Below are 13,161 nucleotides of genomic sequence, written 5' to 3'. Positions count from 1 at the left end.
CTCAGGCAACGGCCACGACGTCGAGGATGTGCTGGATCACCCGGTCCTGGTCGATGCCGGCAGCTTCGGCCTCGAACGAAAGAATGATGCGGTGGCGCAGCACGTCGAACAGTACCGCCTGGATGTCTTCGGGGCTGACGAAGTCGCGCCCGGCCAGCCAGGCATGGGCCCGCGCGCAGCGGTCCAGGGCGATGGAACCACGCGGGCTGGCGCCGTAGGCGATCCAGTCGGCCATTTCCGGGTCGAACTTGCTTGGCGTGCGCGTGGCCATGACCAGCTGCACCAGGTACTCCTCCACCGCGTCGGCCATGTACAGGCCAAGTATTTCCTTGCGTGCAGCGAAGATCGCGTGCTGGCTGACCCGGCGCTCCGGCTTGGATTCGCCGTTGAGGGCTTCGCCGCGCGCCTGCTGCAGGATGCGCCGCTCGACGGCGGCATCCGGGAAGCCGATCTTGACGTGCATCAGGAAGCGGTCGAGCTGCGCTTCGGGCAAGGGATAGGTACCCTCCTGCTCGATGGGGTTTTGCGTGGCCATCACCAGGAACAGCGGCGACAAGTCGTAGGTGCTGCGGCCGACGCTGACCTGGCGTTCACCCATGGCCTCGAGCAGCGCCGACTGGACCTTGGCCGGTGCCCGGTTGATTTCGTCGGCCAGTACAAGATTGTGGAAGATCGGCCCCTGTTGGAAGACGAAGCTGCCGGTTTCCGGACGGTAGATCTCGGTGCCGGTGATGTCGGCGGGCAGCAGGTCGGGGGTAAATTGAATCCGATGGAACTGCGCCTCGATCCCTTCGGCCAATTCCTTGATGGCTTTGGTCTTGGCCAGGCCCGGCGCCCCTTCGACGAGCATGTGGCCATCAGCCAACAGCACGATCAACAAGCGTTCGATCAGTTTTTCCTGGCCGAGAATCTGTGTCGAGAGAAAGGTTCGCAGCGCGATCAGCGCCTCACGATGTTCCATCAGTGACGGTTCCTGGAGATAAGGCCGGGCGACGACGAAAAGCGCCGGGGCAGGGGGGGTTACTTTAATCTATCCGGGGGTGTGCCGACCAACGGTGTGCAGGATATTTATCTCTGAGGACTGGTCTGGCCTCATCGCTGGCAAGCCAGCTCCTACAGGACTCTCGCAACCCTTGTAGGAGCAGGCTTGCCTGCGATTGACCGCGAAGCGGTCACGAGAAGACTCACAGGCGATAGAAATCCCGGGCATTTCCCCATAGTGCCAGCTCCGCCCCGTCTTCGCCCAGCGCATCCCGAAGCAAACCAATATCCGAAGCCTCAAACGCCCGCGGCGCGCGCGTCGACGGCAGATCGCTGCCAAACATCAACGCCTGCGGATTGGCCGCATGAATCGCCTTCAGCGCCGGCGCCACCGCAAAGTCGACCCGGCCGAAGCCGCAGGCCTTGATTCGCACGCCACGCTCGGCCAGGCGCAGAATGCTCGGCAGCCCCTCGTGGCTCAGGCCAAGATGGTCGATGCTGACGGCGGGCAGTTGCAGCAGGCGCGCCTCAAGGTCGGGTAGTTCACGCGAGTCGATGTACAGCTCGACATGCCAGACGACGACCTCGTGAACCCGCCTGGCCAGCGTTTCAAGCTGATCGAGCTGCTCCGAGCCGCCACGCTTGAGGTTGAAACGCAGGGCGCGTATGCCCTGGGCGTTGAGCGACTGCAGCTCGCTATCGCTGACGGAGGCGGGCAGCTGCGTGACCCCGACGAAGTCCGGCCCCAGATACTGCAATGCCGCCAGCAGATACTGCTGGTCGAACGCCTGGAACGAACCGGACACCACCGCACCTGAGCAGATGCCCAACGGACGAGTCTGCGCCAGGTAGTCGTCGGCACTGAAGGGCTCGGGCAGGTAGCCATTGTTGGCGATCAGCGGGTAGCGGGGGTCGATGATGTGGCAGTGGGCATCGAAAATCGGGCGCGACATGGGACCTCCGCGGGTGCTCAGGCGAGCTCGCTGATGTAGGTATCAGTGCCTCTGAGAATGTTCTGCAGGGTCAACTCGACCTCTGCCAGGTCCGACGCTGCAGTGCTGTGATGGATTTCCAGGTGGTCGTCGCCGTTCAGGGCATCGGCATCGGCTGCACCGATTTCGATCAGCAAGCGGGTGGGGCTCAGGGTCACTTTCACGCCCTCGAGGGTGGAAGGCTCGCCATCCAGGGTGATTTCGAGCTCGTCCTCGTCCGGATAGCGGGTCATCAAGAACATTTCGCCCTTGGCACTGTGGCAGCAGAGCATCGCCATGTTGTCTTCTTCGTCATCGCACGGGTTGGCGATCAGGTGGGCGGTAGTCATTTGCATGGCTGTGGCTCGGCATCTAAGTGGAAGCACGATTCTGCCAGTCTTCCCCCGGCAAGACACGCCCTGGCTGCCTGCCAATGACCGAATATGTCGCAGCACCGCAAGCAGCCCCAGGCAGGCACTCGTTAAGCTGCGTGCTGGATGGACACCTCTAAAGACACAGCTGCACAGACGGCAGTCGTTTTTGTAGATGCCCATCTACGATTTACCTCCTTCTGCCGCTGGGTTGGCTATCGTTGAACCCAGCAAGGGGGAGGCGCGCGACGCTCCATTCAAAAACAAAGCCCAAGCGGAGTACCACAGATGGCGTTCTTCACCGCAGCCAGCAAAGCCGACTACCAGCATCAACTGCAGACGGCCCTGGCGCAGCACATCAGTGAACAGGCACTGCCACAAGTGGCGCTGTTCGCCGAGCAATTCTTCGGCATCATCTCTTTGGACGAGCTTACCCAGCGTCGGCTTTCCGACCTGGCCGGTTGCACCTTGTCGGCCTGGCGCCTGCTGGAGCGTTTCGATCACGCCCATCCCCAGGTTCAAGTCTACAACCCCGACTACGAGCGCCATGGCTGGCAATCGACCCACACGGCCGTCGAAGTGCTGCACCATGACCTGCCGTTCCTGGTGGACTCGGTCCGTACCGAGCTGAACCGTCGCGGCTACAGCATCCATACCCTGCAGACCACCGTGCTCAGCGTGCGCCGTGGCAGCAAGGGCGAGCTGCTGGAAATCCTGCCCAAGGGCACCCAGGGCGAGGGCGTGCTGCAAGAATCGCTGATGTACCTGGAAATCGATCGCTGCGCCCATACCGCCGAGCTGAACCTGCTGACCCGCGAGCTGGAGCAGGTATTGGTCGAGGTGCGAGTGGCCGTGGCCGATTTCGAGCCGATGAAAGCCAAGGTCCGCGACATGCTGGCGCTGGTCGATCAGAGCGGCCAGGGCACCGATGACGAGAAGACCGAAGTCAAAGGCTTCCTCGAATGGCTGCTTGGCAACCACTTCACCTTCCTCGGCTATGAAGAGTTCGTGGTCAACGCCGATGCCCAGGGCGGTCATCTGGTCTATGACGAGCAGTCGTTCCTGGGCCTGACCCGTCTGCTGCGTGCCGGCCTGACCCCGGATGACCTGCGCATCGAAGATTACGCGGTCAACTACCTGAAAGAGCCGCTGCTGCTGTCCTTCGCCAAGGCTGCGCACCCGAGCCGCGTGCACCGCCCGGCCTACCCTGATTTCGTGTCGATCCGCCAGATCGATGCCGACGGCAAGGTCATCAAGGAATGCCGTTTCATGGGGCTGTACACCTCGTCGGTGTATGGCGAGAGCGTGCGCCAGATTCCGTACATTCGCCGCAAGGTCGCGGAAATCGAGCGTCGTTCCCATTTCGATGCCAAGGCTCACCTGGGCAAGGAACTGGCCCAGGTTCTGGAAGTCCTGCCGCGTGACGACCTGTTCCAGACGCCGGTCGATGAACTGTTCAGCACCGTGATGTCGATCGTGCAGATTCAGGAACGCAACAAGATCCGCGTATTCCTGCGCAAGGACCCGTACGGCCGTTTCTGCTATGGCCTGGCCTATGTGCCGCGCGATATCTATTCCACCGAAGTTCGGCAGAAGATCCAGCAGGTGCTGATGGAGCGCCTCAAGGCCACCGACTGCGAATTCTGGACCTTCTTCTCCGAGTCGGTGCTGGCGCGCGTGCAGCTGATTCTGCGGGTTGATCCAAAGAACCGCATCGACATCGACCCGATTCAACTGGAAAACGAAGTGATCCAGGCCTGCCGTTCCTGGCAGGACGATTACGCCAGCCTGGTCATCGAAAGCTTTGGCGAGGCCCAGGGCACCAATGTGCTGGCCGACATCCCGAAAGGCTTCCCGGCTGGCTACCGTGAGCGTTTCGCCCCGCATTCGGCGGTCGTGGACATGCAGCACCTGCTGACCCTGTCCGATACCAAGCCGCTGGTGATGAGTTTCTACCAGCCATTGACCCAGTCCGGCCAGCAACTGCACTGCAAGCTGTACCACGCCGATACACCGCTGGCCCTGTCGGACGTGCTGCCGATCCTGGAAAACCTCGGCCTTCGCGTGCTGGGCGAGTTCCCGTATCGCCTGCGCCACATCAATGGCCGCGAGTTCTGGATTCATGACTTCGCCTTCACCTACAGCGAAGGCCTGAACCTGGATATCCAGCAGCTCAACGACACGCTGCAGGACGCATTCGTGCACATCGTGCGCGGCGATGCCGAGAACGATGCGTTCAACCGCCTGGTGCTGACCGCAGGGCTGCCATGGCGCGACGTGGCGCTGCTGCGTGCCTACGCCCGTTACCTCAAGCAGATCCGCCTGGGCTTCGACCTGGGTTATATCGCCAGCACCCTGAACAACCACGCCGACATCGCTCGCGAGTTGACCCGGCTGTTCAAGACCCGCTTCTACCTGGCACGCAAGCTCAGCAGCGATGACCTCGAGCAGCGCCTGGAGCACGCGATTCTGACAGCCCTGGACGATGTTCAGGTGCTCAACGAAGACCGTATCCTGCGTCGCTACCTGGACCTGATCAAGGCCACCCTGCGTACCAACTTCTACCAGCCCGATGCCAACGGCCAGAACAAGTCCTACTTCAGCTTCAAGTTCAACCCCAAGCTGATTCCGGAACTGCCCAAGCCGGTGCCGAAATTCGAGATCTTCGTTTATTCGCCGCGAGTCGAGGGCGTGCATCTGCGTTTCGGCAACGTTGCGCGTGGCGGCCTGCGCTGGTCGGATCGTGAAGAAGACTTCCGTACCGAAGTGCTCGGTCTGGTGAAAGCCCAGCAGGTGAAGAACTCGGTCATCGTGCCGGTCGGCGCCAAGGGCGGTTTCCTGCCGCGTCGCCTGCCACTGGGCGGTAATCGCGATGAGATCGCGGCCGAGGGCATTGCCTGCTACCGGATCTTCATTTCCGGTCTGCTCGACATTACCGACAACCTCAAGGAAGGCGGCGTCGTGCCACCGGCCAACGTGGTTCGCCACGATGAAGACGATCCTTACCTGGTGGTCGCGGCGGACAAGGGCACCGCGACCTTCTCCGATATCGCCAATGGTATCGCCATCGATTACGGCTTCTGGCTCGGCGATGCCTTCGCTTCCGGTGGTTCGGCAGGTTACGACCACAAGAAAATGGGCATCACCGCCAAGGGCGCCTGGGTCGGCGTGCAGCGTCACTTCCGTGAGCGCGGCATCAACGTCCAGGAAGATCCGACCAGCGTGGTCGGCATCGGCGACATGGCTGGCGACGTGTTCGGCAACGGCTTGCTGATGTCGGACAAACTGCAACTGGTGGCGGCGTTCAATCACCTGCACATCTTCATCGATCCGAATCCGGACCCGGCCAGCAGCTTTGCCGAGCGCAAGCGCCTGTTCGATCTGCCGCGTTCGGCCTGGAGCGACTACGACACCAGCATCATGTCCGCAGGCGGCGGGATCTTCCCGCGCAGCTTGAAAAGCATTGCGATTTCCGAACAGATGAAAGAGCGCTTCGCTATCGAAGCCGACAAGCTGACCCCGACCGAGCTGCTCAACGCCTTGCTCAAGGCGCCGGTCGACCTGCTCTGGAACGGCGGTATCGGTACCTACGTCAAGTCCAGCGAAGAGAGCCATGCCGACGTGGGCGACAAGGCCAACGACGCGCTGCGCGTCAATGGCAACGAGTTGCGCTGCAAGGTGGTGGGCGAGGGCGGCAACCTGGGCATGACCCAGCTGGGCCGCGTCGAGTTCGGCCTCAATGGCGGCGCTACCAATACCGACTTCATCGACAACGCCGGTGGTGTGGACTGCTCCGACCACGAAGTGAATATCAAGATCCTGCTCAACGAAGTCGTGCATGCCGGCGACATGACCGAGAAGCAGCGCAACCAGTTGCTCAGCAGCATGACCGATGAGGTTGGCGGTCTGGTTCTTGGCAACAACTACAAGCAGACCCAGGCCTTGTCCCTGGCGGCCCGCCGTGCCTACGAGCGAATCGCCGAGTACAAGCGCCTGATGGCCGACCTGGAAGCGCGGGGCAAGCTGGACCGCGTCATCGAGTTCCTGCCATCGGAGGAGCAACTGACCGAACGTCTGGCCGCCAATCACGGCCTGACCCGGGCTGAATTGTCGGTACTGATCTCCTACAGCAAGATCGACCTCAAGGAAGCCCTGCTCAAGTCCAAGGTGCCGGACGATGACTACCTGACCCGCGACATGGAGACTGCGTTCCCGCCGTCACTGGTCAACAAGTTCGCTGTTGCGATGCGTCGTCACCGCCTCAAGCGCGAAATCGTCAGCACCCAGATCGCCAACGACCTGGTCAACAACATGGGTATCACCTTCGTCCAGCGGCTCAAGGAGTCCACTGGCATGAGCCCGGCGAATGTGGCCGGGGCCTATGTGATCGTGCGCGACATTTTCCACCTGCCGCACTGGTTCCGCCAGGTCGAGGCACTGGACTATCAGGTGCCGGCCGAAATCCAGCTGACCCTGATGGACGAGCTGATGCGCCTGGGCCGCCGGGCCACCCGCTGGTTCCTGCGCAGCCGTCGCAACGAACAGGATGCCGGTCGCGACGTGGCGCACTTCGGCCCGCACATCGCGGCGCTGGGCCTGAAGCTCGACGAATTGCTCGAGGGGCCTACCCGCGAGCGCTGGCAGACTCGCTACCAGGGTTATGTCGAAGCCGGTGTGCCTGAGTTGCTGGCGCGCATGGTGGCTGGCACGACGCACCTGTACACGCTGTTGCCTATCATCGAGGCCTCTGACGTTACCGGCCAGGATGCAGCGGAGGTGGCCAAGGCCTTCTTCGCGGTGGGCAGCGCGCTGGACCTGACCTGGTACCTGCAGGAAATCAGCAACCTGTCGGTGGAGAACAACTGGCAGGCGCTGGCGCGCGAAGCATTCCGCGACGATATCGACTTGCAGCAGCGGGCGATCACCATTTCCGTCCTGCAGATGCAGGATGCACCGAAGGATATGGATGAGCGGGTTCAGTTGTGGGTGCGACAGCACAAGACGATGGTGGTGCGCTGGCGTGCCATGCTCGACGAGTTGCGTGCGGCAGCGAGTACCGATTACGCCATGTATGCAGTGGCGAACCGGGAGCTGGTCGACCTGGCGCTCAGCGGTCAGGCGACGGTTTGATGCCTTGACCTTGCGGTGAGAAAAAGCCCCGACTTGTCGGGGCTTTTTCGTTTCTGGTTGGCGCGGTTGGCGTAGCCGCTGCCGAAGGCTGCGCTAGAGTCCCGCAGGGGCTCCCTCGGCGGCCTTGAGATCCTGCGCCCGCTACGCGGCCGAGCGCAGCCTTCGGCAGCGGCTACAGGGGTCGCATCTGCCCAAAGATAACGCTTGCCCGGTAAGGGGCAAGACGGTATCTACAACGCAGCGCGCCGGACCGGAATCACTTGAGCCGCCGCTCCACCCCTTTTTCCACCAGAATCTTCGCCGAGATCTCTTCCACCGAGAAATGCGTGGAATTGATGTTGGGAATGTTTTCGCGGCGGAACAGGTTTTCTACCTCGCGCACTTCGAACTCGCACTGGGCGAAACTGGCGTAGCGGCTGTTGGGCTTGCGTTCGTGGCGAATGGCGGTCAGGCGATCGGGGTCGATGGTCAGGCCGAACAGCTTGTGCTGGTGAGCCCTGAGCGCCGGCGGCAGCTGCAGGCGCTCCATGTCGTCCTCGGTCAGCGGGTAGTTGGCCGCGCGGATGCCGAATTGCATGGCCATGTACAGACAGGTAGGGGTCTTGCCGCAACGCGATACACCCACCAGAATCAGGTCGGCCTTGTCGTAGTAGTGGGTGCGGGCACCGTCGTCGTTGTCCAGCGCGAAGTTGACCGCCTCGATCCGCTCCATATAGTTGGAGTTGCCGCCGATCGAGTGGGACTTGCCCACCGAATAGGACGAATGGGCGGTCAGTTCCTGTTCCAGCGGGGCCAGGAAGGTCGAAAAGATGTCGATCATGAAGCCATTGGAGGTCGCCAGGATCTCGCGGATGTCCTGGTTGACGATGGTGTCGAAGATGATCGGGCGGGCGCCGTCCTTCTCGGCGGCATTGTTGATTTGTTGTACCATGACGCGCGCTTTATCCACGCTATCGATGTACGGTCGCGTGAACTTGTTGAAGCCGATATTTTCAAATTGTGCCAAGAGGCTCTGCCCGAGTGTCTCGGCCGTGATGCCGGTGCCGTCGGAAATAAAGAAAGCAGATCGTTTCATTTGCACCTTGGGCCTTAAGCTGGTGACGAATCTTGGATATGATGGGCGCGATTTGCCGGCCCTGAATGGCCAGCATTCTCACTTATTTTCCGGGTCCAGGCCACAATCGCTCGGAACGCTCCCCCTTTGGAGCCTCCAGCGTCCTGAGCTTTTCCAACACATCCAACACAGTTAGTGGAGAGATCACCTTGGTAGAGTACGTAGTTTCCCTCGATAAGCTCGGCGTCCATGATGTGGAGCATGTGGGGGGCAAGAACGCATCCCTGGGCGAGATGATCAGTAACCTCGCGGGTGCCGGTGTATCGGTCCCCGGTGGCTTTGCCACTACGGCTCAGGCTTATCGTGATTTCCTCGAGCTGAGCGGGCTGAACGACCAGATCCACGCGGCGCTCGACGCGCTGGACGTCGATGACGTCAATGCGCTGGTCAAGACCGGTGCACAGATCCGTCAATGGATCATGGAAGCCGAGTTCCCGGAGCGTCTGAACGCCGAAATCCGCACTGCATTCGCCGAAATGTCCCAGGGCAACCCGAACATGGCGGTTGCCGTGCGCTCCTCGGCAACCGCCGAAGACTTGCCGGATGCCTCGTTCGCCGGTCAGCAGGAAACCTTCCTGAACATCCGTGGCGTCGAAAACGTGATCCGCGCCGCCAAGGAAGTGTTCGCCTCCCTGTTCAACGACCGCGCCATTGCCTACCGCGTGCACCAGGGCTTCGATCACAAGCTGGTCGCCCTGTCGGCCGGCGTGCAGCGCATGGTCCGTTCCGAAACCGGTACCGCCGGCGTGATGTTCACCCTCGACACCGAGTCGGGCTTCCGTGACGTGGTCTTCATCACCGGTGCCTACGGCCTGGGTGAAACCGTCGTGCAGGGTGCGGTGAACCCGGACGAATTCTACGTCCACAAGAATACTTTGGCGGCCGGCCGTCCTGCCATCCTGCGCCGCAACCTGGGCAGCAAGGCCATCAAGATGATCTACGGCGACGAGGCCAAGGCCGGTCGTTCGGTCAAGGTCGTCGACGTCGATCGCGCCGAACGTGCGCGTTTCTGCCTGAGCGATGCCGAGGTCACCGAGCTGGCCAAGCAGGCGATGATCATCGAGAAGCACTACCAGCGCCCGATGGACATCGAATGGGCCAAGGACGGTGACGACGGCAAGCTGTACATCGTCCAGGCGCGTCCAGAGACCGTTAAAAGCCGCACCAGCGCCAACGTGATGGAACGCTACCTGCTCAAGGAAACCGGCACCGTGCTGGTCGAAGGTCGGGCGATTGGCCAGCGCATCGGCGCCGGCAAGGTTCGCGTGATCAACGACATCGCCGAGATGGACAAGGTCCAGCCGGGTGATGTGCTGGTTTCCGACATGACCGACCCGGACTGGGAACCGATCATGAAACGCGCCAGCGCCATCGTCACCAACCGTGGCGGCCGTACCTGCCACGCGGCGATCATCGCCCGTGAGCTGGGTATTCCGGCCGTGGTCGGCTGCGGCAATGCCACCCAGGTCCTCAAGGACGGCCAGGGCGTGACCGTTTCCTGCGCCGAAGGCGATACCGGCTTTATCTTCGAAGGCGAGCTGGGCTTCGACATTCGCAAGAACTCGGTCGATGCCATGCCTGACCTGCCGTTCAAGATCATGATGAACGTCGGCAACCCGGACCGCGCCTTCGACTTCGCCCAGCTGCCGAACGCCGGCGTGGGCCTGGCCCGCCTGGAATTCATCATCAACCGCATGATCGGCGTGCACCCCAAGGCGCTGCTGAACTACGCCGGCCTGCCGGCCGAGCTCAAGGAAAGCGTCGACAAGCGCATTGCCGGTTACGACGACCCGGTCGGCTTCTATGTCGAGAAGCTGGTCGAGGGCATCAGCACCCTGGCCGCGGCCTTCTGGCCGAAAAAGGTCATCGTCCGCCTGTCGGACTTCAAGTCCAACGAATATGCCAACCTGATCGGCGGCAAGCTCTACGAGCCGGAAGAAGAAAACCCGATGCTGGGCTTCCGCGGCGCCTCGCGTTACATCAGCGAGGCGTTCCGTGACTGCTTCGAGCTCGAGTGCCGTGCCCTCAAGCGCGTGCGCAACGAGATGGGCCTGACCAACGTCGAGATCATGGTGCCGTTCGTCCGTACCCTGGGCGAAGCCAGCCAGGTCGTCGACCTGCTCGCCGAAAACGGCCTGGCCCGCGGCCAGAACGGCCTGCGCGTGATCATGATGTGCGAACTGCCATCCAACGCGATCCTGGCCGAAGAGTTCCTCGAGTACTTCGACGGTTTCTCCATCGGCTCCAACGACCTGACCCAGCTGACCCTGGGCCTGGACCGTGACTCCGGGATCATCGCGCACCTGTTCGACGAGCGAAATCCTGCGGTCAAGAAGCTGCTGGCCAATGCCATTGCCGCCTGTAACAAGGCCGGCAAGTACATCGGTATTTGCGGCCAGGGCCCTTCCGACCACCCTGACCTGGCCAAGTGGCTGATGGAACAGGGCATCGAAAGCGTCTCGCTGAACCCCGATTCCGTACTGGAAACCTGGTTCTTCCTGGCTGAAGGCCAGGGCGCAATCTGATCCACTGAGTGAGGTGCGCGCCTGGCAGGATCGCCGGGCGCTCCCTTCAATTGTTTATGCAGGGCGCGTTCCAGTGATGGGTCTCGCCCTTTTTTGTGCAAGAACCCTATGCAAAGCAGCAGCAACCTATTTCCCGTCGCCTTGCTCAGTGCCGAACGGCGAGGCGACCTCAGTGAAGACGTTTACCGGATCAAGGCTGGCAACAGCTCGGACGGCACCGTCGAACTGGCCGTGACCCGCCTGGGCATGGCTGATCAGGCCGAGGTGCGTGGCGTGCCGATCATTCTGCTTCACGGCAGTTTTTCCAATCGGCGTTTCTGGTTTTCACCGCGTGGTATCGGCCTGGGCGCTTTCCTGGCCCGTGCCGGTTTCGATGTGTGGATTCCGGAAATGCGCGGGCATGGGCTGTCCCCGCGCAATCGCGACTACCGCCAAAACCGGGTGGCCGATTATGCGCGCTACGACCTGCCGGCAATCGCCGCGTTCGTTTGCGAGCAGAGTGGCCAGGTACCGCACTGGCTCGGGCATTCGCTGGGTGGGACTACCCTGGCGGCTGCGCTGGGTGGACACTATCTGGACCAGGCACAGGTGGCGAGCGCGGCGTTTTTCGGCAGCCAGGTCAGCCGGACCTACTGGCCATTGAAGATCCCACCGGTGGAGTGGGGAGGGCGCCTGCTGCTCAAGCGCTTTGCCCAGATTTCCGGATCGCGTCTCAAGCGCGGGCCGGAAGACGAACCTATCGGGCTGGCGTTGGAAAGCCTGCGCTGGTACGGCTTGTTCGGCCGCTTTCGTGATGCCGAGCGCGATTGGTGGGGTGGTTTGAGCGAGGTGCGGGTGCCGGTGCTTGCCGTCGGCGCCGTGGGTGACTATCAGGACCCGATCTGGGCGTGCCGCAAGCTTTATGAGCAGTTTGGCTCCGAGCAGCGACAGTTTGTCAGCCTGGGGCGTGAGCAAGGTTTTACCGATAATTTCGGCCATGTCGAGATGTTGGTCAGCAAGAGCGCGCAGGCGCAAGTCTGGCCGCTGGTCGAGCGTTGGCTGCTGGATCAGGCTACACCTTTGCTGGAGGAGCAGTCGTCTCTGGCGGTAGGGCTCTAATACGGGGCATTTCGCTCAGGCGCTGTTCCAGCTAAGATGTGACGATTACAGTGGTTCTGGTCATTTTCGGTTATTGAGTCAGCATTATGTTCGTTCCGCTCGAGCGTCTGATCAACCTGGATGAAGGCTACCGCAACACCTTTCAGGTGGCCGGTCGCCGCCTGTTGCTGCTGGTGCTGGACAATCAGCCGTTGCTGATGGAAGACAGCTGCCCGCATCGGGGGGCGCCGCTCCATATGGCGACCCTGAGTAACGGCGTGTTGCGTTGCCAGCGGCATGGCATGGCGTTTCAACTGCCCAGCGGGCGACCGTTGCAGGAAGGTTGTGCGGGCCTGATGATGCTCGAGATCGCTTATGAGGGTGACCGCATCGGTATCGATGTGTAGCCTGATGCTTGAACCCGGGCGGCCAACGTTCGTCCAACTGCGTAATTCGATTGCCCATTGTCTTCTCAGTGACAGGAGTTACCCATGCACTACCTTACGCCTGACTTGTGCGATGCCTACCCAGAGCTGGTTCAAGTGCTTGAGCCAATGTTCAGCAACTTTGGCGGTCGCGATTCCTTCGGGGGCCAGATCGTCACGATCAAATGCTTCGAGGACAACTCGTTGGTCAAAGAGCAGGTCGAGCTGGACGGCAAGGGCAAGGTGCTGGTGGTCGATGGTGGCGGCTCGCTGCGCCGGGCGTTGCTGGGTGACATGCTGGCGGAAAAGGCAGCCAAGAACGGTTGGGAAGGCCTGGTGATCTACGGCTGCATCCGCGATGTGGATGTCATCGCCCAGACCGATCTCGGCGTGCAGGCACTGGCCAGCCATCCGATGAAAACCGACAAGCGCGGCATCGGCGATCTCAACGTGGCCGTGACCTTTGCCGGCGTGACCTTCCGCCCGGGTGAATACATCTATGCCGACAACAATGGCGTGATCGTGTCCCCCAGCCCATTGAAGATGCCTGAGTAAGTGGCTGTCTGG

Annotated in this window: 9 protein-coding genes; 5 read left to right on the top strand and 4 right to left on the bottom strand. The window is 61.7% G+C overall.

What is annotated here, in order from left to right:
* Window position 1: 1 nt before the first annotated feature.
* From NVV94_RS18685 to NVV94_RS18675, 3 genes are all read right to left on the bottom strand, one after another.
* Window positions 2–961 carry a MoxR family ATPase gene (locus NVV94_RS18685; RefSeq protein WP_258443870.1) on the bottom strand — a complete coding sequence of 320 codons (960 nt, stop codon included), beginning with the start codon at window positions 959–961 and terminating at the stop codon, window positions 2–4.
* A gap of 223 nt (window positions 962–1,184) precedes the next feature.
* On the bottom strand, window positions 1,185–1,934 hold the full coding sequence (locus tag NVV94_RS18680) for an amidohydrolase (protein ID WP_258443868.1): 750 nt from the start codon (window positions 1,932–1,934) through the stop codon (window positions 1,185–1,187).
* Between the two features lie 17 nt (window positions 1,935–1,951).
* Window positions 1,952–2,308 (bottom strand): hypothetical protein, encoded by a 357-nt coding sequence (locus NVV94_RS18675; protein ID WP_258443866.1) that lies wholly within the window; start codon window positions 2,306–2,308, stop codon window positions 1,952–1,954.
* Window positions 2,309–2,611: 303 nt separating this feature from the next.
* Between NVV94_RS18675 and NVV94_RS18670 the strand changes: the two genes are divergently transcribed.
* Window positions 2,612–7,453, top strand: a complete 4,842-nt coding sequence (locus NVV94_RS18670) for an NAD-glutamate dehydrogenase (protein WP_258443865.1) — start codon at window positions 2,612–2,614, stop codon at window positions 7,451–7,453.
* 256 nt (window positions 7,454–7,709) lie between these two features.
* Here the strand turns inward: NVV94_RS18670 and NVV94_RS18665 are convergent, their stop codons facing one another.
* Complete coding sequence (locus tag NVV94_RS18665; RefSeq protein WP_258443864.1) at window positions 7,710–8,528, bottom strand: pyruvate, water dikinase regulatory protein; 819 nt, start codon at window positions 8,526–8,528, stop codon at window positions 7,710–7,712.
* 188 nt (window positions 8,529–8,716) lie between these two features.
* On the opposite strand from NVV94_RS18665, the gene ppsA reads away from it, so the two are divergent.
* The 4 genes from ppsA (at window position 8,717) to rraA (ending at window position 13,149) form a co-directional block, all read left to right on the top strand.
* Window positions 8,717–11,092, top strand: coding sequence for a phosphoenolpyruvate synthase (gene ppsA / locus NVV94_RS18660; protein WP_258443863.1), 2,376 nt, complete (start codon window positions 8,717–8,719; stop codon window positions 11,090–11,092).
* A 108-nt stretch (window positions 11,093–11,200) separates the two neighbouring features.
* A complete protein-coding gene (locus NVV94_RS18655) occupies window positions 11,201–12,190 on the top strand; it encodes a lysophospholipase (RefSeq protein WP_258443862.1) in 990 nt (329 codons plus the stop codon).
* Between the two features lie 86 nt (window positions 12,191–12,276).
* The gene (locus tag NVV94_RS18650) at window positions 12,277–12,576 is read left to right on the top strand and encodes a Rieske (2Fe-2S) protein (RefSeq protein WP_258443860.1); all 300 of its coding nucleotides are present in this window, start codon (window positions 12,277–12,279) and stop codon (window positions 12,574–12,576) included.
* Window positions 12,577–12,660: 84 nt separating this feature from the next.
* Window positions 12,661–13,149 carry a ribonuclease E activity regulator RraA gene (gene rraA / locus NVV94_RS18645; RefSeq protein ID WP_258443859.1) on the top strand — a complete coding sequence of 163 codons (489 nt, stop codon included), beginning with the start codon at window positions 12,661–12,663 and terminating at the stop codon, window positions 13,147–13,149.
* The last annotated feature ends 12 nt before the right edge of the window (window positions 13,150–13,161 follow it).

It is taken from the genome of Pseudomonas sp. LS1212 (genome assembly GCF_024741815.1).
Lineage (GTDB): Bacteria > Pseudomonadota > Gammaproteobacteria > Pseudomonadales > Pseudomonadaceae > Aquipseudomonas.
This window is presented reverse-complemented; position numbering and strand designations above follow the sequence as displayed.